Source organism: Streptomyces sp. NPDC058239, from assembly GCF_042882185.1.
Taxonomy (GTDB): Bacteria; Actinomycetota; Actinomycetes; order Streptomycetales; family Streptomycetaceae; genus Streptomyces.
This window is the reverse complement of sequence record NZ_JBHVWS010000069.1, coordinates 1-23,918: the sequence shown is the minus strand read 5'-3', so window position 1 is coordinate 23,918 and position 23,918 is coordinate 1. Positions and strand designations below refer to the sequence as shown.

Genomic DNA, 23,918 nt, shown 5'->3' with positions numbered 1-23,918 from the left:
CCAGGCCCCGGACTACCGGTCGATCGCCCGGTTTCGCCGCCGCCACCTGGACGCGCTCGCGGGCCTGTTCACGTGCTACCCCGTCCGCTCACGCACTGCGGGCCCGCAACCGTGCTACAACCAACACGCTTTCCAACTGTTCGTCTGGGGGTTCAAGGATGGTCGGGGGCGTTCTGGCCTGGGGCGGAGTGGCTGAGAAGCAGGGCCCTGAACGCTGCCGTACACGGGCGAATGAGACCAGAATTGAGACCAGCTCTTCTGCGCTCGCGGCAGGTCCGCGAGATTCGAGGCGCCCTACCGGCAGTACTCCGCCGTACTGCCGACGACAGGGGGTTGCCATCCTGAGCGGCGGTGATGGCCCACCATTCCGGGGCCTGCGGTACTTCGTTGAACTCGACGGCGTGCTCGCCCGCGTAACGCTCCAGCGTGTCCCGTACCTCGCCCGGCGTCACTCACGTGGAAGAGGCCTTTTTGCTGTTGATCCGGTTGACGCGGCGGGACGCGAAATCCTGGTGCAGGGGTGCCTCCAGGCTGCCTTCCGGCTCTTGGAGAGACGGTCCACGAAGCGAGGTCGGACGGTGCGGTCGCATGCTGCGGGACCGCGTGGTCGGCTTCGGCGTGCCGTGTCGGTACGAGGCTTCGACCGCAAAGATCGTGATTCATGGAGACCGTGCCGGCGCCGTGCACGGACTCGATCTGCGCTGGCTCCCGTCACATATGACGCGTCGTCCGTCAGGGGGATCAAGTACGGTCATGGCTTCCTGAACGGCATGACGGGGAGGAAGAGATGGGCGACACGGGCAAGGTTCTCGGCATCTCGACGCAGGACTTGAAAGAGGCGGCGCCGACGTTCCAGGAGCAAAGCAAGGCGCTCGGTGATGCGGCGAAGGCGCTCAGGGAGTCCCTGGACGCGCTGGGTTCGCCTTGGGGTGACGACGAGCAGGGCCAGGAGTTCGGGGACGCGTACTCGTCGAAGCGTAAGGAGCTCGAGAAGGGCGTCGGCATCCTGGTGCTCGGGCTGAGCAGCATCCACGCCGCCATGACCGACATGTCCGACGGCTACGTGGACAACGAGAAGCTCATCGAGGGCATGTTCACCAAGGCTCGGGTGCCTGGCGCCGACGGAGACAACGGCGCCAAGTGAACGTTGAGGACATCGCCAAGGACCTTCTCATGAAGGCTGGTATGTGGTGGCCGGATGCGAACTCGGGCAGTCTGCGATCGGCTGCGACGGCGTGGCGGACGTTCGCGGACGCGGTGGACGACGTCATCGGGCCGGTCAACGGCAAAGCTTGTTCTGTCGTTCTCCACAATCAGGGTGAGGCGATCGACGCGTTCCGGGTCTTCTGGGACCGCTATCACAAGAGTGAGGGTGTGGGGTGGCTGGACGACACGGCCACGGCGGCCCGGGCCATGGCCAAGGCGCTCGAAGAGTTCGCCGACGCCGTCGATAACGCCATTGAGCTTCTGTGGACCGAGATCGGTATCGGAGCCACGGTCATCGCCGCGGGCGTGGGGCTCGCAGTATTCACCTTCGGTGCCTCCGCCGCGGCTTCCGCGGCGGCGACCGCGACCATTATCGAAGTCGCCGCCGGGCTCGGCGTCACGGTGTCCACCACCGTCGCCACCATTGCCGCGACCACGTTGACCGGCATCGCCTTCGGTGCGATCGAGGGCATCACCGTCGACCTCGCGGTCGCCCAGCCGCTCAGGATGGCCACGGGCCTACAGGACGGCCTGAGTCTCGACTCGGTGGAACAAGCGGGTATCTACGGCGGCGCGTTCGGTGGGGCTTTCGGCGGCGCCGGCAGTGTGGCACGTGCCGCCAGCGAAGTGGGTGGCTTCTCCAACCTTTTCGGGCAGAACATCCCGATCGGAATCGCGAACCCGAATCTCGCAGGAATCGGGCGCACGCCTTTCGTGCTCGACGACATGGGGAAACGGCGCACCTGGGATCTGTTCCGGAGCGAGAACTCGAAAGTTCACGTTCCCCCCAGGGTGCCGGGCGATCATATCCGGGGACCCCGTATATTTCGGTAATCGGACCACAATCATCGGATACGACGCGAAAACGTTGGCCAATGCGCAACGCGTCGCTCGCGTTCCCGGAAAACATGACGTCATCATCCACGGTACGAACACGGGCGTGTTTTTGCCTGGCCGGGTCAATAGTTCGGGAAAGATCCTCATGGATTTCAAGGTGCACCCGACCCATATTTCGGATGCTATCCGCAGTAATCCTAATTATGATGGTGGCCCGGTGCGTCTGATCTCGTGCCACTCCGGTTATTCCGCACCGAACTCCGTGGAGCTTCCGCTCGCTCAGAGTGTGGCCAACGACCTGGGAGTGCCCGTGACGGCGCCGACCAATAAAGTGGGAACCTCTGCTGAGAAGGGTTTGGGGCAGACGCCGGAGATTGGCGATGGTGGGTATTGGCGTACGTACCTGCCGATGGCCAAGTAATGGGAACGAACAGTGGAGGTACAGTGATCAGGCGAGTCGGCTTCTACAGAGAGTTCAATTCTCAGAACCCGGGTGGATCGACTCCGTCCATTCATGACGACGTTCGGTCTCATGCCTTGTTCGATGAGGCGCAGACCCTGGAATACATGTCGTCATGTCGCGAGATTTACACCACGATGGGGGCGGACCTCGATGTGATTTCGGATGATGAGGAATTTGTTGCTGGGGCTGGATCGCTCATCACTGATGGCACATGGGTATGGCCTCTCGAACTCCAGTATTATATTCGCCGATATCATGTGGAATTGCCGGAAGATTTTCTGGCGGCTGTCCGTGCCGCGAATTACACGCCTCCCAAAGTTTCGAGCGCGCGCTACGTGGAGATCGTGGACGATCTTTTCGGCCCCTCCGCTTTTGGTGAGGGGGCGAACCGCGAGGAAGGCCGGGGAGGGTTCTTCTCCTGGTACCTGTCGGATCTGACTTCGCAGAGCTGGGGCCGACTGCTGGGAGCGCTGGAATCCGCTGGGCTGAACACCCGCCATCTGCTCACCGAGGACATGTTCCTCGCCCGTATCGGTAAGGGCGGTTCGGACTCCCTGCCCGTACGTGACGTGCCCGGTATGGCCGAGGTGCTGGCCGGCCCTGGTGACGGCGAGTTCGAACTCCACCTGTGGCTCGCTCTGGACACCTACACGATCGTTCGGGTGCGTCGGCTCGACGACACCACGACGGCGGTGATCTACGACATCGCACACCTGCAGGAGCCGGAGCGCGAGGAGGTGGTGGCCGCGCTGGTGCGGGCCTTGGACGAATTCCGTGACGAATGCCAGGGTTTCGTCCTCGACCGTACGGGACGCAGCTCCCGCGACGCCTGGGACTCGCTCATCCTTGAGCGCGCCTGGCCGTCCGAGCCCTTCCCGGACAGCGTCGCGGTCGATGCCGGCCTGGGTGCGCTGCCGTCGGGTTCCGGCGCCGTGACACGCGCCGAGTACGGACACCTGGCGGTGTTCAACAGGAATCGCGTGGACGGTGCACAGGCGTAGACGGGTACGGAGGCTTCGCCGCAGCCGCATCGCCGCTTTCGGGTGGCGAGGCCAAGGTGTTGTACGAGTCGGAGGGTACGTGGAGACCGGCATGCGGCAACCCTTCGACGTATTGCCCGGTGAGAGCAATGGTGGAGGATACGAGATTCGAACTCGTGAGGGGGTGCCCCCAACAGGCTTTCCAAATGTTCGCCTGGGGGTCCGACGGGGGCCGGGGGTGTTCTGACCTGCGGCAGAGTGGGCCGTTGGGTGGGCGGCGGACTGGGCTGGACGGGGGTGAAACGAGACCAAAACTGAGACCAGACAGAACCATGTTGTGCCTGCTCAGCGAGAGTCTCGCAGCAGTCTGGAGCCTGTGTTGGCGCCTGCAGTTCTCGCTGCGATCAGCCGGTGTTCTCATCATGGCATTGCGCACGCGAACTCCTCCGGAAGCCGCTCCATCCATGCCATCACCCAGGCCGTTCGGCCTTCCATGCCTGACCCGAACTCGCGCGCCAGGCGGCGGGTCTGCCGCGTCGTGCGAGGAACTGGTCCTTCTCGCGGCTTGGACACCACACGACTTCAGGTCCGGGGGTGCAACGGGCACGGTCGGCGACGGGGCGCGGGGATCGTCGCGGACAGGGCCAGGGTCGTCACGGGTGGCAGGCTCCACGCCTGGCGCACGTCGCCGATCAGCGACCGGGCGCTGTATGAGGACACAGCCAGCTCCAGCCGCGCTTCGGCCAGGCACTGTGGCTCCCCTCCCGGTCCGTGGGCCTCGGCCAGAGCACTGCGCTGGTCGAAGGCGGGGCTGCTGAAGATCTGGAGGAGGGTGAGGGCGTAGTACGTGTACACGGACGCCTCGTGGCTGAGATGGGCGATGTCCTCGGGAAGGGGCGTCGCATGGGAAGTGCCGGGGGCCGACTGGGCGGAGAACCTCTCCAGCGCGCGGGTCACGGAGGCGGCGTGGCAGGCGCAGGCGAAGCGCAGTTGGGCCACGAGTTCACGGTAGGTATTGAGCACGCTCGCGGTCTCGGACGACCACTGCTGCTTGGCCAGCAGGGTGCGGTAGCCAGCGAGAGTCTCGGACAGCTCTTCGAGGATGAGGCGGCGGGAGATGTCGGTGAGCTCCACGGAACTGGTCCGTTCGCGCATCTCCATAATGCGGCGGCCGTAGCGGATGAGGTCACGCGGAATACCGCCGGAGAGCGCGTGGGCCAACAGCGCGTAGGGCGGGGTCAGACCCGGAGCGCGTCGGTCCATGATGGCCCTCGACTCGTCGAGGTCACAGGGCTGAACGTGGATGATGTCGTCTAGGGAGCTGTCCGTGGCGTCGCGGTGGGGCAGTCCGCGGCGAACGAAGGCGGCGCCGACGTCCTCCGAGACTGAGATGAGGTAGTACACGTGCGGGACGCCCAAGATCGCCTTGATCTCGCTAAGGAACGCGCGTGCCTGCACGTCCGAGCCGAGCCGGTCGAGCTCGTCGAGGGCGACCACGGTTCGGTGGCCCTCCTGATGGATCTGATCCGCGATGTGGGTCAGCAACTCGCGGAAGTCGTCGACGAGTTCGGGGAACTTCGGTGGGATCGTGGACAGCGACGAGGTGTGGGTGCCTGCCAGGGCGGCGATCTGCGAAGCTCCCGGGTTGATGGCGGCCGACGTGTTCTGGACGGTCTTGAGGTGGTACAGCTGGTCGCGGCACCGTGTGACCAGCACTGGTTCGAGGCGCTTGGCAGGCCGGGACGCGATGCGCAGTATCAGCGCGGCTACGGTGAGGCAGAGCAGACGCGTCGGATTCTCCCGGTCCAGGAACAACGCGACCGCTTCGTCGTTGCGGCGGAAAAGCTCAACGAAACCGGTCAGGCAGCACAGAGCCGCCGGAGAGAACAGCCGTCGTGCGGGGAACGTCCGTCCGCCCAGTCGGACATTGCCCATCACATAGCCCGTGAGCAGGAGCACCAGGAACGACAGCAGCAGGACCGCTTCGCCGAACACGAACAGAGCTTGGTCGGACAACGCCAGGATGCGACGCCGCAGTTCGGCGTCCCAGGGGAGGGAGGTGACGGTTCCGATTGCCAGGCCGACGGCGAGGATCCGGAGGAGGGTGCGCGGCAGGGTGCGCAGATGACGGCGCCAGCGGGCGGACCGTCGCACCTGCCAGATGAACAGTCCGGCGAGGGTGATGAGGAGCCCGGCGCCCAGGTTTCTCCCCTGCCAGACGTCCAGGATCAGTCTGGTCGACCAGTCGGTCGCGGAGCCGGCGCGCGAGCGCACCGTGTGGTCGTACTGGAGCCACAGGGAACGGGCAGTGGCGAACGAGCCGAGGACGACTAGCGCGGCCGCGAGCACAGCGAAGAAGATACGGCGCCTAAGGACCCGCAGGGCCTGACGCAGTCGGCGCATCCCGCGGACGAGTCCGGAGAGCCTGGTGAACTCCGGAACCCCGAACCCTTCCCGCTTGATGAACTCCTCGCAGACATCGGTGAAGAGGGACAGAAGGAAGTCATGCGGGGTGTACGTGGCGGGGACGTGGGAGGCGACCCTGAAGTCGCTCTCCTCAACCGCGCTTTCGAGAAGCGTGGTCTTGCCGGATCCGCGTGGCCCGCAGACCGCGATGGTGCCGCCTTCCAGGATTGACAGTTTGCGCTCCAGCTCACGCGCCGCGCTACTGGGTACCACGTATCCGCCGCCCTGTAAGGCGCGCAACCCCTCATAGCTGTCGGGCAACAGCACCGAATGCGGATCATCGCCGAGCAGTGCCTCTATCACGAGGAAGACGACGGGGGCTGTGCCGTTCTGCCGGAGGTCGTTCTCCCAGTGTCTTAGCTCGACCCTCGCGCTCAGCGCGCGCGGCTTGAGGGTGAGGAGTCCCCAGACTGCGGTGAGCTGGTTACCGAAGTTCTTCTCCGACCGCTCGGAGCTCCCGACCCAGGCGAGCCCCAGCCCCAAGGCCGCGCCGCCGATCATGGGGGCCCCGAACGTCACCCATTTCGAGTCCCCGAAGTAGAACTGACCGGCGGTTGCAGACATGGTCAGGAGGGCGAGATAGACCCACAGGAGAGTCGAACGCAGATCGAATTCGATGTCCGCTCTGGCCCGGGCCAAAGCGGATCTGGTTTCCTCCAGCTTGTCCGCCGCGGCGCGGTACTTGGCGCGAGGCTCCGTGCACGGGGCGAGCGCACGGGTGATGTTCGCCCCGGTCGCCATCGCGGTGCGCACGGCGTCAGCCGTCACGCCTGGGCGGGTCCCCAGCTTGCGTGCGACGCGGGGATCGGTCAGGCATGCCTCGACGGTCCGGTCGTAGACGGCCTCCTCCGCCGGGTCCGTCCAGATGAAGGACGCGTCGGGTGCCGGTGCGTGAGCCGTCGTGTCTGCCATCCGTGCTCTTTCCGTGGCGTGTGCGAGGCACGAGTGTAATGCGAAGAGGCTTGATTTCAGGGGTGGTTGAGAGTGTGGGTGGGCCTCGTCGTTGATGGGCGGTGCACCCCTGGTGTGACCTTGGCCGGCTGCCACGGGGTGAGGGTAGTGACGCCATGGCGGACGAGCAGCACGACAGCAGGCCGACGCACGACGAGGAGACGACCGGATACGCATGTTCCGCCACCCGGGGGCCCTCCTGTCCGTCGACTGGCTCACGCGCCGTCCTGGATGCCTCCGCGGGCGCTCACCGTGGCGGCCATACCGGTCCTGTGTGGAGCAGCTCAGCCGAGAAGGGCCTCGATCGCGTCTTTCAGTGTCCCGGCGAGTGAGGCCAGGGACGCCACCGACCCGATCGCGAGGCTCAGCATTTCCAGGGTCTCGGTGAGCCGGCGGCCGTCTCGGGTTCAGGGCTGCGCAGTTCTTCGTCAATCCTGGCGACCGCCTGTCGGCAACCGTCAATGCTGTGCACCTCGCCAGCATGTGCGTTCAGTGCCGCCGTAAGCTCGGCGAGTCTGGTCTGCGCGGCCAGAAGTCTGGGATCGTCGGCCCCTCCACCCGAGACGTGGATCTGACGCATGTCGCCGCCGACCCTGCCGGTGTTGACCTGGTTACCGCTGCCGGTGACGTGGGTGCCGCCGCTTTCGCTTCCTCGCCCGAATCGCATGATCAACCTGCCTTCGCAGTTCTGTCTGTTGGGCCAGGGGCATTGCCTTGCTGGTTCATGCTCCCGCCCAGGTTGCCGGTGTTGACCTGGTTGTTGTCGCCGCTGATGAAGTTCTGGGTGATGGCGATGGCCTGACGCTGGAACTCCCCGATCGCCAGCCCGTGGTCCGAGAGGAATGCGCTCACCGTGCTGAACATGCGCGATTGCAGGATCGACACATAGCGCTGGACATCCTCGGTCTGGTGCATGTCCTCGGTCGTGACGCGGCCGCAGTGCTCCCGCAGACTCACTGGCAGCCCGTCGTCTTTCTGCGGCACAATCGCGTCGGCTGTGATGACTGCACTCAGGAGCCCGAGGCCGCGACCGATGACGTTGTAGAGCCGTACCGCCAGTTCAATGGTGTCGCCGCAGGCATGGAGCGGCGTTTCTGCCAGCTTCCTCGCGAGCTCCCAGCCTTTGGCGGGCGTTACGTCCGCCGAGGCAAGCAGGGGCGCCAGGACGTGAGGACGCGTGACGAAGTGGAGGGTGTTGCCCTCCAACGCAGCATGTGCGAAAACGGTGACGACGATCTGGCCGTCCCAGCTGACGACTTGGGCGGCGAGATACCTGCGGGAGAAGTGTCCGGTCGGCGCCTCCCGCGCCTCGGTACACATCTCGGTCGCCTCCGGCCACTCGGCCTTGACGCCCCCTTCGGCATCGCGGCTCAGCTTCTTCCATCGGTTTTGGGGGACGCCGAGGAACTCAGCCACGTCGCAATTCGGCAGCGCGTGAGTCTCGACGAGAATCCCGCTTAGGTGTCGGCCTGGCCCTGAAGCAGGTAGGAGAGGACACCGCTAGCGGCTCCTGTAGACACGGCCATGATTGCTTCTTCGTACATGGGACGGCTCCCCCTGCGGCTGGTGAGTGGCAAGTTCGTGTGAGTCCGTGCGACCTGGTCCCGGTCGCACATCAGAGTTGATTGACCGTACTGGTGACGTCGGGGTGGGGGCCGGAGAATGGGGGCGCTGACCGAAACTCGCCGCTAGACAAACCTCGCGAACACGGCCTGCGGCACTCTCTCACCGTCACCGGCCAGCTGGTCCAAGACGGTTGGCAGGTCGAGGCATCCGAACCGAAGACCGACAGCGGCTTCCGCGTCGTAGCCCTCGACAACGACACCACCGACGTCCTGGGGCACCACCGAAAGCAGCAGGAGGCGGACCGCGCGGAATGGGGGCCTGCCTGGATCGAGACGGGCCTCGTCTTCACACAGGAGAACAGTTCTTGGCTACACCCCGGGAAAGTCACCGACCTCTTCGAACGGCTCGTCGCCGCCTCCGGTCTGCCGCCCATCCGGCTGCACGACCTCCGCCACGGTGCCGCGACGCTCATGCTCGCCGCCGGCATCGACGTGAAGATCATCTCCGACACGCTCGGGCACAGCGGCACCCGCATCACCCGGGACATCTACCAGAGCGTCCTCCCCTACGTCGGGAAGAGCGCGACCGAGGCCACCGCCAAGCTGGCCCCTCTACAGCGGAAGGCGGAGGCGGGGGAAGCCGCCCGCAAGGCGGAGAAGGCCCGGAAGAAAGCCCAGCGCGCCAAGAAATCCGAGGCCGCAGGCAAGAAGAAGGCGAAGCGGAAGAAGCCCGCGAAGTAGGGTCCAGCGGCTCTCCGCTCACACATCGCTCACGCAGGCCCTCCTGCGGCACCCCAGCCATCTAACGCGCCATGCTCGGAACGACAGAAAACCCCAGGTCACGGACTATGTGACCTGGGGTTTCTCGGAGCCCCCTGTCGGATTCGAACCGACGACCTACGCATTACAAGTGCGTTGCTCTGGCCAGCTGAGCTAAGGAGGCATGCCGGAGCAGTGTAACCAACACCGCTCCCTGCGTGGTCCCAAAATTTCGCATCCCTCGGACTACTGACAGATTTCAAATGGCCAGGTAGCGTCGCTGAGGATTCACCCAAGTGGACCAGACCACTCCCTTACTCGGATCGTCCGGCACGTTCCTGCCGGTGAAGGAGAAGATTCAGCATGGCCAGTGTCACGTTCGACAAGGCGTCCCGCGTCTACCCCGGCTCCACCAAGCCGGCCGTGGACCAGCTCGAGATCGACATCGCGGACGGCGAGTTCCTCGTCCTCGTCGGTCCCTCCGGTTGTGGCAAGTCGACCTCCCTGCGCATGCTCGCGGGTCTTGAGGACGTCAACGGCGGCGCGATCCGCATCGGCGACCGCGACGTCACGCACCTGCCCCCGAAGGACCGGGACATCGCCATGGTGTTCCAGAACTACGCGCTCTACCCGCACATGAGCGTCGCGGACAACATGGGCTTCGCGCTCAAGATCGCCGGGGTCAACAAGACCGAGATCCGGGCGAAGGTCGAAGAGGCCGCCAAGATGCTGGACCTCACCGAGTACCTGGACCGCAAGCCGAAGGCGCTCTCCGGTGGTCAGCGTCAGCGTGTCGCGATGGGCCGCGCCATCGTGCGTGAGCCGCAGGTCTTCCTCATGGACGAGCCGCTGTCGAACCTCGACGCCAAGCTCCGTGTCTCCACCCGTACGCAGATCGCCTCGCTCCAGCGCCGTCTGGGCATCACGACCGTGTACGTCACGCACGACCAGGTCGAGGCCCTGACCATGGGTGACCGTGTCGCGGTCCTCAAGGACGGTCTGCTCCAGCAGGTCGACTCGCCGCGCAACATGTACGACCGCCCGGCCAACCTCTTCGTCGCCGGCTTCATCGGATCCCCGGCCATGAACCTGGTCGAGGTCCCGATCACCGACGGCGGTGTGAAGTTCGGCAACAGCGTCGTCCCGGTCTCCCGCGAGGCGCTCTCCGCCGCCGCGGACAAGGGAGACACGACCGTCACGGTCGGCATCCGCCCCGAGCACTTCGACATCGTCGAGCACGGCGGCGCCGCCGCGAAGTCGCTCTCCAAGGACAGCGCCGACGCCCCGGCCGGCCTGGCCGTCTCGGTCAACGTCGTCGAGGAGCTCGGCGCCGACGGCTTCGTCTACGGCTCCGCGCGGGTCGGCGGCGAGGACAAGGACCTGGTCGTCCGCGTCGGTGGCCGCGCCGTTCCGGAGAAGGGCACCAAGCTGCACGTCGTGCCGCGCCCGGACGAGCTGCACGTCTTCTCGACCTCGACGGGTGCGCGTCTCACCGACTGACGCCCGCACACCCGCACCGCAGCCGGCCCCGCACATTCTCCGTGCGGGGCCGTTCGCGCGCCGTGGGGCGTGTTTGGGTTTGGATCCGTACAGCGCCGAAATCCCCGGCACACCGGTCATTTCACTGCGGTTCGTCAACACGTGATTCGAAAAGCATCCTCGAACCATCCCCCTCAAGGGTGACTAAATGTCGCCAAATCATCACTGCCCGCTACGCTCGCTGCGTGACCCACACCGCGCGCCGCATCGGCCGATCCCTCGCTCTCGTACTGCCCGTCGTGATGGTCCTCTCCGGGACTCTCGCCGTCACCAGCGTGCCGTGGGCAGCGCACAATTCCGAGTCACAGGTCCTGACCGCATCGGCTCACAATGTTTCGAAGCGTGCCAAGGCGCGCACCCCGCAGGACATCCTCCGTGACCGACTGCTCGTGGAGCTCCGGGAGAAGGACCCGGGTGTCGCGCTGACGGACCTGCAGCGTTCCGTCGAGGGGCGCCCCTCGCTCGCCCGGCACTGCATGTCGATCGCGAAGGCGCTGGGCCGCGCCGCGGTCGAGCAGTACGGTCCGACGCGCGCCCACCGGTTCTCGCGTCCCGTCTGCGACACGTCGTTCGCCTCGGGCGTCGCACAGTTCAGCTGACCCGCCGGTCCGGGCACCGCATATCGTGCCTGACATGCATACGTATCCGACGCAGGCCGTGGTCCTGGCGGGTGGCCAGGGATCGCGGCTGCGCCCGTACACCGATGACCGCCCCAAGCCGATGGTCGAGATCCCGGGCACCGGGACTCCGATCATCGGCCATCAGCTGTCCTGGCTGGCCGCCGAGGGCGTGACCGACGCCGTGGTGTCGTGCGGTCATCTGGCCGAGGTACTGCAGGAGTGGCTGGACTCGGCAGTACTGCCGCTGCGCGTGACCACCGTCGTGGAGTCCGAGCCCCTGGGCCGTGGCGGCGGGCTGAAGTACGCCGCCGCCCGGCTGCCCGATCCGGAACAGCCCTGGTACGCCACCAATGGCGACATCTGGACGCGCTTCTCCCTGCGCGAGATGGCCGCGTTCCACGCCGAGCGCGATGCGACCGCCACACTGGCCCTGGCCCGTCCCCGTATCCCCTGGGGTGCCGTGGAGACGGACGCGTTCGGGCACATCACCGACTTCATCGAGTCGCCGCCGTCGCCGTATCTGATCAACGCCGGTGTGTACGTCTTCTCGCCGACGTTCACGACGCTGCTGCCGGACCGGGGCGACCACGAGCGGACGACGTTCCCGCGGCTGGCCCGCGAGCGCAGGCTGGCCGGGTACCCGCTGCCGCACGGGGCGTACTGGCGGGCCATCGACACGGCGAAGGACCTGACCGAGGCCGCCAAGGAGCTCGACGGGCAGTAGCGGACGGCGGCGGAGTACGCGAAGGGGCGGTCACCGGTTCGTTCCGGTGACCGCCCCTTCGTCTGCTGCGGTCCGGAGGTCTCAGCTTCGTCTGCTGCGGTCCGGGGGTCTCAGCTTCGTCCGCTGCTGTCCGGGGGTCTCAGCTTCGTCCGCTGCTGTCCGGGGGTCTCAGCTTCGTCCGCTGCTGTCCGGGGGGCTCAGCCGAGCAGACCGCCGATGGGATTCTGCCCGCCGCCGGACGTTCCGCCGGTGGAGCCGCCGCCGCTGTCCGAGCCGCCGCCCGTGGAACCACCGCCGGTGCCGGTGGAGCCGGAGGAGCTCGGGCCGGAACTGCTGGACGGCGGCTGCTGCGGGGTCGTCCGCTGCGGGGGCTGCTGGGCGGTGCCCTGGGTCTGGCTGGGCTGTCCGGCACCGGCACCCGCCTGGCCGGACTCGCGGACGGCTTCCGCAGCGGGCGTGGACGCCTTGGCGGACGGGGTGGTGGAGGCGCTGCTGCGGGAGGGCGAGGGGCGCCGCCCGTCGGGCGTGTGGGAGGCCCGGCCGCTACCGGACTCCTGCGGGAGCGGAGAGCCGGGGAGCTGGTTGGTCGGGTCGCCGTTCGGACCGGGCACGGTGACGACCTCGGAGGAGCGGACAGCGCCGCCGAGCATGGAACCCACGAGAAGAGTGAGGCCGACGACGACGGTGGCGACGACGGCACCCCGGCGCAGCACCCGGCGGCGGAGGTCCCAGATCGCCGAGCGCGGGCCGAGCCTGCGCCAGGCCTCGCCTGCGAGCCGTCCGTCGACGGAGTAGACGGGGGCGCCCGCGATGATCAGCGGGCTCCAGGCGGCGAGGTAGATGATGTCGGGCGCGTCGTAGACGGCGACGGTGCGCCAGGTGACGGTGACCAGCAGGGCGGCGGAGAGGAGAGCGCCGACGGAGGCGGCGACACGCTGCCAGAGACCGAGGACGGTGAGGACGCCGACAACGACCTGGAGGAAGGCAACGGTGAGTCCGGCGCCCACCGGGTGCGAGAGTGCGAAGTCGCGCAGTGGCTCGGCCAGCCCCCAGGGGTGCAACGAGGCCAGCCACTTGACCATGGAGCCGCGCTCGCCGCCGTCGAAGTAGACGGGGTCGCACAGCTTGCCCATGCCGGCGTAGATGGAGATGAAGCCGAGGAAGACACGCATGGGCAGCAGCACGACGCCGAGGTTCATCCGGCGCCCGGGGTAGTACGCGTGCCGTACGGAATCACCGCTGTGGCGCCGCCCCCGGGCCTCGGTGATGTCGTCGTACTCGTCCTCGCCCTCGTCGTACGCCTCCCGGCCGTACGGCCCGGTGTCGACGGGGTCGTAGGCGCCGACCGCCCGGCGCATGGGCGGCAGCAGGGGGCCGCTGCCGTGGCGGCCCGGCTGCTGGGGCGCGGTGATGACGGGGTTGGGCTGGGTGTCTTCGAGCCGCTCGATGACACGGGTGCCGCCCGCACCGGGCCCGCCGTCGAACTCGTGGCCGGCGTAGGGGTCGTACGCGGTGGCCGGGCGGCCTGCGGTGGAGTTCCGTACGGCCTGGAGGAGTCCGGTGGCGCCGGGGTCGCCGGGTGCGGACCTGCCGCTCCACACGACGGGCGAGCGCCTGCCGCGCGCAGCTCCGGCGGAGCCGCTCATGGCGGGGACCCTGGGCACGCCGGCCGGGGCCAGACCGCGCAGCCGCGGGCGCTGGCCGGAGGCGAGCTGCACCCGGAAGCTGGCGTGGTTGACGATGACCTGCGCAGGGTCGCAGTCCACCTTGGCCATGCTCAGGGCGGGTTGTTCGTCGAACCGAGGCGTTCTGGTGTCCACACTCATCTAACCGAGTGATGTGTGTTTAGGACACTGCCTTGACGGGCCCGAAGTGTCCGAGGCCCGTCAATGGGGTCCGGCCGGGGGGCGCCCCGGTCGGCCGCCCCCCGGCCGGGTGCACTTTCAGCCCCGGCGCCGCGCAACCTCGTACAGGACGATCCCGGCCGCGACACCCGCGTTCAGCGACTCCGCGCCGCCCGGCATCGAGATGCGGACCCGGTAGTCGCAGGTCTCGCCGACGAGGCGGCCCAGGCCCTTGCCCTCGCTGCCGATGACGATGACGACGGGGCCGGCGAGGGCCTCCAGGTCCTCGACGGTGTGCTCACCGTCCGCGGCGAGGCCGACGACCGTGATGCCGGCCTTCTGGTAGCCCTCCAGGGCCCGGGTCAGGTTCGTCACCCGGGAGACCGGCGTACGGGCCGCCGTGCCCGCCGAGGACTTCCATGCGCCCGCCGTCATCCCGGCCGCGCGCCGCTCCGGCACGACCACGCCGTGGCCGCCGAACGCGGAGACGGAGCGGACGATCGCACCCAGGTTGCGCGGGTCGGTGACGCCGTCGAGGGCGACGATCAGCGGGTCCTCGCCCTTGTCGTACGCGGCGGCGGTGAGGTCCTCCGGGTGCGCGTACTCGTACGGCGGGACCTGGAGGACAAGGCCCTGGTGGTTCAGGCCGTTCGTCATCCGGTCCAGCTCGGGGCGCGGGGCCTCCATCAGGTTGATGTTGCCGCGCTCGCCGGCGAGCTGGAGCGCCTCGCGGACCCGCTCGTCGTTGTCGATGTACTGCTGGACGTACAGGGTCGTCGCCGGGACGCCGTCGCGCAGGGCCTCGTAGACCGGGTTGCGCCCGACGACCATCTCGGACGTTCCCTTGACGCCGCCGCGCCGCGGCGCGGGACGGCGGGCCGCGGCCTGCTTGGCCTGGGCGCCGGCGATCCGGTTCTTCTTGTGTCCCTTACGGGCGGAGGCGGGCGGCGTCGGGCCCTTGCCCTCCAGGCCACGGCGTCGCTGCCCACCGCTGCCTACCTGCGCGCCCTTCTTGTTGGACGTGCGGCGGTTCCTGCGCTGGCTGTTCCCGGCCATGACCTACCTGTTTCGTTGCTTCTCAGACATGCGTACGTAATTGAAGTGTGCCGCCCGGATCGCCGGGCGGCACATGGTGAGGACTACTGGCGCGGGCCGAGTGTCCACCGTGGCCCGGTCGGACTGTCCTCGATGACGAGTCCGGACTGGTTGAGCTGGTCGCGGATGGCGTCGGCGGCGGGCCAGTCCTTGCGCTCGCGGGCCGACTGGCGCTGGTCCAGGACGAGACGTACGAGCGTGTCGACGACCCCGTGCAGATCGTCGCCGCGATCGCTCTCGCCCGCCCAGTGCTCGTCGAGCGGATCGAGGCCGAGGACGCCGAGCATCGCGCGGACCTCCGCGAGCCGGGCGACGGCGGCTTCCTTGTCGTCGGCGGCGAGTGCGGAGTTGCCCTGGCGGACCGTGGTGTGGACGATCGCGAGCGCCTGCGGGACGCCCAGGTCGTCGTCCATCGCCTCGGCGAACGCCGGCGGGACCTCGGGGGCCGCGGCGACCTCACCGCCCGCCTTCTCGACGACGCGCTGCACGAAGCCCTCGATCCGCGCGAACGCGGACTCGGCCTCGCGCAGGGCCTCCTCGCTGTACTCGATCATCGACCGGTAGTGCGGGGTGCCGAGGTAGTAGCGCAGCACGATCGGACGCCACTGCTTGACCATCTCGCTGACCAGCACGGAGTTGCCGAGCGACTTCGACATCTTCTCGCCGGACATGGTGACCCAGCCGTTGTGCACCCAGTACTTCGCGAAGTCGTCGCCGTACGCCTTGGCCTGGGCGATCTCGTTCTCGTGGTGCGGGAAGATCAGGTCGATGCCGCCGCCGTGGATGTCGAAGGCGGTGCCGAGGTACTTGTGCGCCATGGCGGAGCATTCCAGGTGCCAGCCGGGCCGGCCGCGGCCCCATGGGGTCTCCCAGCTCGGCTCGCCGGGCTTGGACGCCTTCCACATCGCGAAGTCGCGCTGGTCGCGCTTGCCGGTCTCACCGTCGCCGGACGGCTGGCGCAGATCGTCCAGGTCCTGGTTGGAGAGCTCCAGGTAGCCGGGGAAGGAGCGCACGTCGAAGTAGACATTGCCGTCGGCCGCGTAGGCGTGGCCGCGCTCGATCAGGCCCCGCATCATCTCGATCATCTCGGTGATGTGGCCGGTCGCGCGGGGCTCGTACGTGACCGGGAGGCAACCGAGCGCGTCGTAACCGGCGTTGAACGCCCGCTCGTTCTCGTACCCGATGGCCCACCACGGGCGGCCCTGCTCGGCCGACTTCGCGATGATCTTGTCATCGATGTCGGTGACGTTCCGGATGAACGTGACGTCGTAGCCGCGGTACTCGAACCAGCGGCGCATGATGTCGAAATTCAGCCCGGATCGGATGTGCCCGATGTGCGGGGCGGCCTGGACAGTCGCGCCACAGAGGTAGATCGAGACACAGCCCGCTGTGAGCGGTACGAAGTCACGGATCTGCCGGGCGCTGGTGTCGTACAGGCGAATAGTCACGCCTCAAGGGTAGTGGGCGCGCACCAGTGCCCCGCGACCCCTTGGGGATCGCGGGGAAAAGTTTGTGCCGGCCGAGTGTGCCTAGATGCGTCCGACGACCTTTCGCGGGGTGATCCGGACGACCACCCGCTCGTCGTCGGCGCCGGACTCGGGGTTGAATTCCGCGTACTTCTTGCCGGTGTACTTCACGGACAGCTCGTCGATGAGCTCCTGACCGCCCTCGGTGGTGAGCGTGGCGGTGCCGCGGATCTCGGCGTATGTGTACGGCGCGTCGAAGGGCTGCACGACGACGGAGACCCGCGGGTCGCGGCTCAGGTTCTTCTCCTTGCGGCGGCCGACCGTCGTGGAGACGAGCAGATCGTCGCCGTCGCGCTTCACCCAGACCGGGGAGACCTGGGGGCTGCCGTCGGGCTGGACGGTGGCGACGGTGACGAAGACGGGCGTGTCGAGAAGCGCCTTGAGTTCTGCGGAGAGTGCGGCGGTCATGGCGTACGTCCTCCAAGCGGGTCGATGGTGCTCCTACCCGTACCCCAACCCCGCGTCACCGCTCCCGCTTCCCGTTTCTGCGCACGTGCACCTCGGGGTCGACGGGGGCCGACGCAGATGACCGCGGTCCGCTGTACGCAGTGGAGTGCCGCGTCAGTGCCGAGGAGACGGCCCTGAGGGGCCCCGCCCCCACCCACCGGCAGGTCAGCCCGTGCGGTAGACCAGTGCGGTCGCGATCCCCGCGAGGCCCTCGGCCCGCCCGGTGAAGCCGAGCCCGTCGGAGGTGGCGGCGGAGAGCGAGACGGGCGCCCCCACGGCGGCCGACAGCACCTTCTGCGCCTCGTCGCGCCGCTTGCCGATCTTCGGCCGTACGCCGACGACCTGAACGGCGACATTGCCGATCTCGAAGCCCTCGGCCCGTACGATTCGCGCCGCCTCGGTCAGCAGGGTGACTCCGGCGGCGCCGGACCACTCGGGCCGCCCCGTGCCGAAGTGCTGCCCGAGGTCGCCGAGCCCGGCGGCCGAGAAGAGCGCGTTGCACGCGGCGTGCGCGACGACATCGGCGTCGGAGTGCCCCGCCAGGCCGGGCCCCTCGCCCTCCCACAGCAGTCCCGCGCACCACAGCTCGCGGCCCTCTTCGAAGGCGTGGATGTCCGTGCCGATCCCGACGAGCGGGATCACGGGCCCGGTCCGTTCCTCAGAAGCCATCGTTCGCCCTCCTGCGTGCGAGTACCGCCTCGGCCAGCACCAGATCCAGCGGCCGGGTCACCTTGAACGCCTCTTCGTGCCCGGGTACGACCACGACGGGCGCCCCGAGCTGCTCCACCATGCCGGCGTCGTCCGTGGCGCCGTCGCCGCTGACGGCGACGGTCTCGTGCGCGCGTACGAGCATGTCGCGGTCGAAGCCCTGCGGAGTCTGCACGGCGCGCAGCCTGGCCCGTACGGGCGTGCCGAGGACCGGCTCCGGCTCCCCCGGCGGACCGGGCTCGACCTCCTTGACGGTGTCGGCGAGCGGCAGCGCGGGGACGACGGCGGGCGCCCCGTCCCGTACCGCCTCGATCACCGCGTCCACGGTGTCGACGGGCACCAGTGGGCGCGCCGCGTCGTGGACGAGGACCACGGAGATGCCCTCGGGCAGGGCGTCGATACCGAGCCGCACCGACTCCTGCCGGGTCTCGCCGCCGGGCACGACCAGGTAGTCGGTGCGCTCGGGCAGGGCGTGCTCGTCGAGCAGGTTCTTGACCTCGGCGGCGCCGTCCGGCGGCGCGACGACGACGACGAGGGACACGGAACGGGACGCAGCCATGGCCCGTACCGCATGGATGAGCATGGGCGTCCCGCCCAGCGCGCGGAGCGCCTTGGGGGCGCCCGGGCCGAGCCGTACGCCGCGGCCGGCCGCGGGAATCACGGCGGCGGTGCGGTACGGACGCGATTGATCAGACATCGGTTGCACTCCGAAGCTTCGGCATGTTTGTTTCCACAGCCGACATGGGTATGGCCACAAGCGAGCCGGGCGCCACGCCATGACTCGACCGGGCCCTTTCCGTGACACCCGGTCGAAGTCGGACAAGCCGCACCGGTCGCTCGGGATCGGCTACACAAGATCGCGAGCAACGTATCGGGGGGATCGCCGATGAAGCCAACGCATCGGTGAGTCAGAACGTAATCCAGACACGTCGTGGCTGAATCCGGACATGCCGCAGCGCCCGACGACATACCGTGAATACGGTTGTCAGCGGGCACCGCGGCACATTTTTTACGACCGGCGCAAGCCGGTTCAGGACGCGAGTACCTCGTCGAGCAGAGCCTCGGCCTTGTCTTCGTTCGTGTTCTCCGCGAGAGCGAGCTCGCTCACCAGAATCTGGCGAGCCTTGGCGAGCATCCGCTTCTCACCTGCGGAGAGTCCACGCTCGCGCTCACGACGCCACAGGTCGCGAACAACTTCGGCGACCTTGATGACATCGCCGGAGGCGAGCTTTTCCAGATTTGCCTTGTAGCGCCGGGACCAGTTCGTCGGCTCTTCGGCATACGGTGCACGCAGCACCTCGAAGACCCGGTCCAGCCCCTCCTGCCCGACCACGTCGCGCACACCCACGAACTCCGCATTGTCCGCCGGCACACGAACCGTCAGATCGCCCTGGGCGACCTTGAGCACCAAGTAGGTCTTGTCCACGCCTTTGATCTGGCGAGTTTCGATAGCCTCGATCAGCGCGGCCCCGTGATGGGGATAGACCACGGTGTCGCCAACCTTGAACGTCATGTGACAGGTACCCCTTCCGTGGCTATCAAGAGTAACACGAGAACAGCTTCTCCTGAATGGCGTTTTCGCAGGTCAGGGCATATCTCGGGGCTTGACAACAGCAACACGTACGTGCTGCGGAAGGCTCACGGGAGACGGTATTCGCAGGTCGGAGCGGCTGTACGGGCGAGGTGAAACGCGGACGTTACACGCATCCGAACCCTCCTCCGAAGTGGTCTAACGTCCCGTTTTGCCGGATTCCGGATGATGAACTTTCCGTACTCCGTTCGGACATCGATCACCCGTACGAGCGTAAGTGTGGTGGATCAATGGAATTGATCAACGCCCTGATGTGATCGGTTATGCGCGCGGAATGCGCCACGCTCCATGAATTGATCACCGGCGATATGTGAACGGCGCGTGTCGACCGGTTTCGGGATGCGCCGGTCCGCGAACCTCGGCCGGGTGCGGACCCCGAACGGCACCGGCCCGGGGAAGTGCCGGTGCGCGAAGGGGCGGGTCGGGTGCGGGGCGGGACGGGCGGCTCGGTAGCCTAAGGCCGCTGACACACCCTTAGGACGGCTTTACGTCGCCCGCCCCTCCCGTCCGCAGTCCGAACGTTCAAGGAGTTGCCGCCGCCGTGAGCCGCAGCCTTCGACACGGCGCCCTCGCCGCCACAGCCATCGTGTTCTCGATCGCCTCGCTCGCCGCGTGCGGTGCGGGCAATGACGCAGCGACGCTCAAGGTCAGGCCGGACACTGCTGCCACCACCTCCGGTGACATCAGCATCCAGAACGCGAACGTCATCACCCAGCCCGAGCGGAACGCCGAGGGCCCGGCCGTCGTCTCCGCGACGGTGTTCAACAACGGCGTCAAGCCGCAGACCCTGGATGCCGTCACCCTGCCGGGTACGAGCGCCGCGGTGCAGCTGCACGCCGCCAAGGGCTCCGGACCGGTCGTGGTCCCGGCCGGCGGCAGGGTGGTTCTCGGCGGCGAGGGCAATGCGTCCGCCGTGATCGAGAACGGTCGCGAGGCCGCGCAGGCCGGCAACGTACAGCCCGTCGTCTTCAAGTTCAGCTCGACCGGTGAGATCTCGCTCGGCGCGTTCGTCGTTCCGGCGAGCAGCTACTTCCAGGGCTTCGGCCCGAGCTCGCTGCCCGTGGCGCCGGCACAGTCGCCCGAGACCTCCACCACGCCGTCAGGTTCCGCCTCCGAGACGCCGGGAGCCCCGGCGGCCGGGTCGGAGTCCGACAGCGACACGGGCACCCCGAGCGACGCCGCGTCCGCCTCGGCGCAGACCGGCTGACCGTACGCGGGTACGCAGACGGCGGAGGGCGCCCTCCCTTTCGAGGGGCGCCCTCCGCCGTCGCATACGGGCCGGTTTACGGCTCGAACTTGTACCCCAGGCCCCGCACCGTCACCAGGAAGCGCGGTGCGCCCGGGTCGGGCTCGATCTTGGCGCGCAGGCGCTTGACGTGGACGTCGAGGGTCTTGGTGTCGCCCACGTAGTCCGCGCCCCAGACCCGGTCGATCAGCTGCATGCGGGTCAGGACCCGGCCCGCGTTGCGCAGCAGCATCTCCAGCAGGTCGAACTCCTTGAGCGGGAGGTCGACCTTGCCACCGGAGACCGTGACGACGTGGCGGTCCACGTCCATCCGGACCGGGCCCGCCTCCAGCGCGGCCGGCGTGACCTCCTCCGGCTCGCCGCGGCGGCGCAGCACCGCGCGGATGCGGGCGACGAGTTCCCGTGAGGAGAACGGCTTGGTGACGTAGTCGTCGGCTCCTATTTCCAGGCCGACGACCTTGTCGATCTCGCTGTCCTTGGCCGTGACCATGATCACGGGGACGTTGGACCTGCTGCGCAGCTGACGGCAGACCTCCGTACCGGGCAGGCCCGGCAGCATCAGGTCGAGCAGTACGAGGTCGGCGCCGTTGCGCTCGAACTCGTCAAGCCCGTCCGGGCCCGTGGCCGCGATGGCGACCTCGAAACCCTCCTTGCGGAGCATGTAGGACAGGGCGTCGCTGAAGGATTCCTCATCCTCGACGACAAGCACTCGGGTCACGGAAGGACCTCCGGGGCAGGGAATGGTTCAAGGGTGTCGGGGTGAGCGGGTCCGTAGGGGCCCTCGTCGCCGTTGACGATGAGCGGTCCGCCCGAGCTGCGGTCCCGTTCCCGTACGGAGCCCGCTTCGGGCAGCCGCAGGGTGAAGGTGGAGCCCTGGCCCTCCGAGCTCCAGACCGTGACCTCCCCGCCGTGCGAGGCGGCCACGTGCTTGACGATGGCGAGGCCGAGGCCGGTGCCACCGGTGGCCCGTGAGCGGGCCGGGTCGACGCGGTAGAAGCGTTCGAAGACCCGCTCGCGGTCCTTCTCCGAGATACCGATGCCCTGGTCGGTCACGGCTATCTCGATCTGGTCCCCGCCGGGTACGGACAGTCGCCTGGCGGCGATGCCCACTCGGGTACGGGCGGGGCTGTAGTTGACGGCGTTCTCGACGAGGTTGCCGAGCGCCGCTGCGAGCTGGCCGCGGTTGCCCCAGATACGGAGCTCCGCGGTGCCGCCCGCAGCCATGGTGATCTGCTTCGAGCCGGCCTGCTGGCGGCAACGGTCGATGGCCTCGGCCACCAGCTCGTCCACCCGGACCGGCTCGGCGTCCTCCAGCGGGTCGTCGTTCTGCACCCGGGAGAGGTCGATGATCTCCTGTACGAGGTTGGTCAGCCGGGTCGCCTCGATCTGCATCCGCCCCGCGAACCGCTCCACCGCCTCCGGGTCGTCCGAAGCGTCCATCACTGCCTCGGAGAGCAGCGAGAGCGCGCCGACCGGGGTCTTGAGCTCATGGCTGACATTGGCGACGAAGTCGCGCCGTACCGCTTCTATGCGGCGGGCCTCGGTGAGGTCCTCGACCAGCAGGAGCACCAGACGGGAGCCCAGCGGGGCGACCCGGGCGGAAACCGCAAGGGCCTCGCCGCGGCCCGTACCGCGTCTGGGAAGGTCCAGTTCCACCTGCCGTATCTCACCGTCCCGGCGGGTGTCCCTGGCCATGTTCAGCATCGCGTCGACGGCGAGCCGGCCGCCCCTGACCAGACCCAGCGCATAGGCGGCGGAGCTGGCCTTGACCACACTGTCGCTCTCGTCGAGCACGACCGCGGAGGAGCTGAGCACGGACAGGACCGTGTCCACCCCCGGGGGCAGCGGGGCATTGCTGTCGGGCCGCAGGGAGGTGCGCGTCGGCTTCTTCTGGTCGCGCTCGCTCCAGCGGAACGCCAGCATGGCGATCACGCCGGTACACGCACCGCCGATCGCCGCAGCTGCGGCGACTGCCGCGTTCACGTCCATAGGTCAAGGTTATGCGGGTCCGGGAGGACTCTCCCAGCCATCCGAGTGCGGATCCGAACACTCGTCGCCCAGAGTTCACCGAGGAGCAAGGGTTGGTTCACTTGGGCGGCCGGAAGCCGACGCGTACGCCGCCCATGGTGGCAGCGTGGGGTTCATACCTGGCCCCGGCCTTAGTGAGGACTGGAGAGGGACTTCCATGCGTGACGCGTACCACGAGGAACTCGACTCGATCGGCGAGGGACTGGTCGAGATGGCCCGGCTCGTCGGGTCGGCGATCGGCCGGGCGACGACGTCCATGCTCGATGCCGATCTCAAGCTCGCGGAGAGCGTGATCGCCGCGGACCAGAAGGTCGACGACCTCCAGCACGACCTGGAGGCGCGGGCCATCGCCCTGCTCGCGCGCCAGCAGCCCGTGGCGACGGATCTGCGGATCGTGGTCACCTCGCTGCGGATGAGCGCCGATCTGGAGCGCTCGGGCGACCTCGCCCAGCATGTCGCCAAGCTGACCCGGCTGCGGTTCCCGGAATCGGCAGTTCCGCACGACCTGCACGCCACCATTCTGGAGATGGGGCAGCTGGCGCAGCGCCTGATGGCCAAGGCGGCCGAGGTGATCATCACCAAGGACGTCGATCTGGCGCTCCAGCTGGAGCAGGACGACGACGAGATGGACCTGCTGCACCGCACGTTGTTCCAGCACCTGATGGACGACCGCTGGAAGCACGGCATCGAGACGGCCGTCGACGTGACGCTGCTCGGCCGCTACTACGAGCGCTTCGCCGACCATGCGGTGTCGGTCGCCAAGCGCGTGGTCTACCTGGTGACGGGCGAGCACGCCGACGAGATCCAGCAGCAGACCCCGGTGGAGGGCGCGTAGCCGGAAAGGGGGCCGAGAGCGGAGGATCTTGATGGCGTACGCGGTCGCATCCGGTCGCACATGTGTCTCTGCGCGCGTGCGCCGTTGATGCGCCCGCCCGGTTGGGCATGCAATGGGGTGGGGCGGCACGCCTTGTCCGTACGCCCCGGTCGTACGCGCGTTGCCGTGGCGTACGGCCCTGTCGTACGCAATGAGGAGGAACCATGGCCGATTCCCCCACGACCGACCCCCGGCAGGAGGCACCCGCTGAAGTGGTGCACCTGACCGTGCTCGGCGCCTGCGGCTGCGGCTCGGGCTGCGGATGCGGATGCCAGTCCGGGGCCCCGTGCCAGTGCGGTGGCTGCTCCGGCTGACCGGCCGGCCTGTACGGAGCCGGAGAGGCGCCCCCCGCCGCCCCCGCACCAAACCCCCCCGCCCCCAAAGAACGCGCCCGGGGCGCGCGGCCCCGCCCCCCCCACCCCCACCCCCCCAAGACAGCAACACACCAA

At 68.1% G+C, this 23,918-nt stretch carries 21 protein-coding genes, 1 tRNA gene and 1 pseudogene; 10 read left to right on the top strand and 13 right to left on the bottom strand.

The annotated features are described in order from the left end of the window. Positions 1-787 precede the first annotated feature (787 nt). The 4 genes from ACFVYE_RS41445 (at position 788) to ACFVYE_RS41430 (ending at position 3,507) form a co-directional block, all read left to right on the top strand. Positions 788-1,144, top strand: a complete 357-nt coding sequence (locus ACFVYE_RS41445) for a WXG100 family type VII secretion target (RefSeq protein ID WP_389608674.1) — start codon at positions 788-790, stop codon at positions 1,142-1,144. After that, positions 1,141-2,040, top strand: a complete 900-nt coding sequence (locus tag ACFVYE_RS41440) for a hypothetical protein (RefSeq protein ID WP_383973272.1) — start codon at positions 1,141-1,143, stop codon at positions 2,038-2,040. Before ACFVYE_RS41445 ends, ACFVYE_RS41440 begins: the two co-directional genes overlap by 4 nt. Positions 2,041-2,074: 34 nt before the next feature. Next, complete coding sequence (locus tag ACFVYE_RS41435; protein WP_389608673.1) at positions 2,075-2,464, top strand: hypothetical protein; 390 nt, start codon at positions 2,075-2,077, stop codon at positions 2,462-2,464. 116 nt (positions 2,465-2,580) lie between these two features. Next, positions 2,581-3,507 (top strand): hypothetical protein, encoded by a 927-nt coding sequence (locus ACFVYE_RS41430; RefSeq protein ID WP_389608672.1) that lies wholly within the window; start codon positions 2,581-2,583, stop codon positions 3,505-3,507. A gap of 561 nt (positions 3,508-4,068) precedes the next feature. On the opposite strand, the gene ACFVYE_RS41425 is transcribed toward ACFVYE_RS41430, so the two are convergent. From ACFVYE_RS41425 to ACFVYE_RS41415, 3 genes are all read right to left on the bottom strand, one after another. Then, positions 4,069-6,864 (bottom strand): P-loop NTPase fold protein, encoded by a 2,796-nt coding sequence (locus ACFVYE_RS41425; RefSeq protein ID WP_383973266.1) that lies wholly within the window; start codon positions 6,862-6,864, stop codon positions 4,069-4,071. Between the two features lie 403 nt (positions 6,865-7,267). Beyond that, positions 7,268-7,570, bottom strand: a complete 303-nt coding sequence (locus ACFVYE_RS41420) for a hypothetical protein (protein WP_383973264.1) — start codon at positions 7,568-7,570, stop codon at positions 7,268-7,270. A gap of 2 nt (positions 7,571-7,572) precedes the next feature. Then, on the bottom strand, positions 7,573-8,319 hold the full coding sequence (locus ACFVYE_RS41415) for a hypothetical protein (RefSeq protein WP_383973263.1): 747 nt from the start codon (positions 8,317-8,319) through the stop codon (positions 7,573-7,575). Positions 8,320-8,618: 299 nt separating this feature from the next. Between ACFVYE_RS41415 and ACFVYE_RS41410 the strand changes: the two are divergent. Next, positions 8,619-9,209 (top strand): annotated as a pseudogene (locus ACFVYE_RS41410) (tyrosine-type recombinase/integrase); the annotation flags it as partial. Between the two features lie 128 nt (positions 9,210-9,337). Here the strand turns inward: ACFVYE_RS41410 and ACFVYE_RS41405 are convergent. Beyond that, a tRNA-Thr gene (locus ACFVYE_RS41405) sits at positions 9,338-9,411 on the bottom strand. 179 nt (positions 9,412-9,590) lie between these two features. On the opposite strand from ACFVYE_RS41405, the gene ACFVYE_RS41400 reads away from it, so the two are divergent. The 3 genes from ACFVYE_RS41400 to ACFVYE_RS41390 all read left to right on the top strand — a co-directional run bounded on the left by ACFVYE_RS41400 (position 9,591) and on the right by ACFVYE_RS41390 (position 12,110). Then, positions 9,591-10,727: an ABC transporter ATP-binding protein gene (locus ACFVYE_RS41400; RefSeq protein WP_383973261.1), complete on the top strand. Its 1,137-nt coding sequence runs from the start codon at positions 9,591-9,593 to the stop codon at positions 10,725-10,727. Positions 10,728-10,951: 224 nt separating this feature from the next. Continuing rightward, entirely contained in the window at positions 10,952-11,365 is a 414-nt protein-coding gene (locus ACFVYE_RS41395; protein WP_383973259.1) for a hypothetical protein, read from the top strand. Positions 11,366-11,399: 34 nt separating this feature from the next. Continuing rightward, on the top strand, positions 11,400-12,110 hold the full coding sequence (locus ACFVYE_RS41390; RefSeq protein WP_327273848.1) for a nucleotidyltransferase family protein: 711 nt from the start codon (positions 11,400-11,402) through the stop codon (positions 12,108-12,110). 197 nt (positions 12,111-12,307) lie between these two features. Here ACFVYE_RS41390 and ACFVYE_RS41385 read toward each other — a convergent pair whose 3' ends face one another. From ACFVYE_RS41385 to ACFVYE_RS41355, 7 genes are all read right to left on the bottom strand, one after another. Beyond that, a complete protein-coding gene (locus ACFVYE_RS41385; protein WP_383973257.1) occupies positions 12,308-13,936 on the bottom strand; it encodes a DoxX family membrane protein in 1,629 nt (542 codons plus the stop codon). 117 nt (positions 13,937-14,053) lie between these two features. Beyond that, the gene (rlmB, locus tag ACFVYE_RS41380; RefSeq protein WP_383973255.1) at positions 14,054-15,010 is read right to left on the bottom strand and encodes a 23S rRNA (guanosine(2251)-2'-O)-methyltransferase RlmB; all 957 of its coding nucleotides are present in this window, start codon (positions 15,008-15,010) and stop codon (positions 14,054-14,056) included. An 83-nt stretch (positions 15,011-15,093) separates the two neighbouring features. Continuing rightward, positions 15,094-16,497, bottom strand: coding sequence for a cysteine--tRNA ligase (cysS, locus tag ACFVYE_RS41375; protein WP_383973253.1), 1,404 nt, complete (start codon positions 16,495-16,497; stop codon positions 15,094-15,096). A gap of 81 nt (positions 16,498-16,578) precedes the next feature. Then, the gene (locus ACFVYE_RS41370) at positions 16,579-16,983 is read right to left on the bottom strand and encodes a PPOX class F420-dependent oxidoreductase (RefSeq protein ID WP_383973251.1); all 405 of its coding nucleotides are present in this window, start codon (positions 16,981-16,983) and stop codon (positions 16,579-16,581) included. 204 nt (positions 16,984-17,187) lie between these two features. Continuing rightward, positions 17,188-17,691: a 2-C-methyl-D-erythritol 2,4-cyclodiphosphate synthase gene (ispF, locus tag ACFVYE_RS41365; protein WP_114245792.1), complete on the bottom strand. Its 504-nt coding sequence runs from the start codon at positions 17,689-17,691 to the stop codon at positions 17,188-17,190. Then, positions 17,681-18,427 carry a 2-C-methyl-D-erythritol 4-phosphate cytidylyltransferase gene (gene ispD, locus ACFVYE_RS41360; RefSeq protein ID WP_383973249.1) on the bottom strand — a complete coding sequence of 249 codons (747 nt, stop codon included), beginning with the start codon at positions 18,425-18,427 and terminating at the stop codon, positions 17,681-17,683. The genes ispF and ispD overlap by 11 nt, the downstream gene beginning before the upstream one ends. A gap of 333 nt (positions 18,428-18,760) precedes the next feature. After that, complete coding sequence (locus ACFVYE_RS41355; RefSeq protein WP_006380568.1) at positions 18,761-19,243, bottom strand: CarD family transcriptional regulator; 483 nt, start codon at positions 19,241-19,243, stop codon at positions 18,761-18,763. Positions 19,244-19,862: 619 nt separating this feature from the next. Between ACFVYE_RS41355 and ACFVYE_RS41350 the strand changes: the two genes are divergently transcribed. Then, positions 19,863-20,528, top strand: a complete 666-nt coding sequence (locus ACFVYE_RS41350; RefSeq protein WP_389608671.1) for a DUF461 domain-containing protein — start codon at positions 19,863-19,865, stop codon at positions 20,526-20,528. Between the two features lie 76 nt (positions 20,529-20,604). Here ACFVYE_RS41350 and ACFVYE_RS41345 read toward each other — a convergent pair whose 3' ends face one another. Beyond that, positions 20,605-21,285: a response regulator transcription factor gene (locus ACFVYE_RS41345; RefSeq protein ID WP_030977814.1), complete on the bottom strand. Its 681-nt coding sequence runs from the start codon at positions 21,283-21,285 to the stop codon at positions 20,605-20,607. Beyond that, positions 21,282-22,556 (bottom strand): ATP-binding protein, encoded by a 1,275-nt coding sequence (locus ACFVYE_RS41340; protein WP_329836935.1) that lies wholly within the window; start codon positions 22,554-22,556, stop codon positions 21,282-21,284. Before ACFVYE_RS41340 ends, ACFVYE_RS41345 begins: the two co-directional genes overlap by 4 nt. A 196-nt stretch (positions 22,557-22,752) precedes the next feature. Here ACFVYE_RS41340 and phoU point away from each other — a divergent pair, with 196 nt between their 5' ends. Continuing rightward, positions 22,753-23,430, top strand: a complete 678-nt coding sequence (gene phoU / locus ACFVYE_RS41335; protein ID WP_383979564.1) for a phosphate signaling complex protein PhoU — start codon at positions 22,753-22,755, stop codon at positions 23,428-23,430. Positions 23,431-23,918 lie beyond the last annotated feature (488 nt).

Excerpts from the sequence above, each read along its gene's own strand:
- ACFVYE_RS41370 (WP_383973251.1), bottom strand. The coding sequence starts at position 16,983 with ATGACCGCCGCACTCTCCGCAGAACTCAAGGCGCTTCTCGACACGCCC.
- ispF (WP_114245792.1), bottom strand. The coding sequence starts at position 17,691 with ATGGCTTCTGAGGAACGGACCGGGCCCGTGATCCCGCTCGTCGGGATC.
- ACFVYE_RS41445 (WP_389608674.1), top strand. The coding sequence starts at position 788 with ATGGGCGACACGGGCAAGGTTCTCGGCATCTCGACGCAGGACTTGAAA.
- ACFVYE_RS41420 (WP_383973264.1), bottom strand. The coding sequence starts at position 7,570 with ATGCGATTCGGGCGAGGAAGCGAAAGCGGCGGCACCCACGTCACCGGC.
- ACFVYE_RS41400 (WP_383973261.1), top strand. The coding sequence starts at position 9,591 with ATGGCCAGTGTCACGTTCGACAAGGCGTCCCGCGTCTACCCCGGCTCC.
- phoU (WP_383979564.1), top strand. The coding sequence starts at position 22,753 with ATGCGTGACGCGTACCACGAGGAACTCGACTCGATCGGCGAGGGACTG.
- ACFVYE_RS41425 (WP_383973266.1), bottom strand. The coding sequence starts at position 6,864 with ATGGCAGACACGACGGCTCACGCACCGGCACCCGACGCGTCCTTCATC.
- ACFVYE_RS41340 (WP_329836935.1), bottom strand. The coding sequence starts at position 22,556 with ATGGACGTGAACGCGGCAGTCGCCGCAGCTGCGGCGATCGGCGGTGCG.
- ispD (WP_383973249.1), bottom strand. The coding sequence starts at position 18,427 with ATGTCTGATCAATCGCGTCCGTACCGCACCGCCGCCGTGATTCCCGCG.
- ACFVYE_RS41390 (WP_327273848.1), top strand. The coding sequence starts at position 11,400 with ATGCATACGTATCCGACGCAGGCCGTGGTCCTGGCGGGTGGCCAGGGA.
- ACFVYE_RS41355 (WP_006380568.1), bottom strand. The coding sequence starts at position 19,243 with ATGACGTTCAAGGTTGGCGACACCGTGGTCTATCCCCATCACGGGGCC.
- ACFVYE_RS41385 (WP_383973257.1), bottom strand. The coding sequence starts at position 13,936 with ATGAGTGTGGACACCAGAACGCCTCGGTTCGACGAACAACCCGCCCTG.
- rlmB (WP_383973255.1), bottom strand. The coding sequence starts at position 15,010 with ATGGCCGGGAACAGCCAGCGCAGGAACCGCCGCACGTCCAACAAGAAG.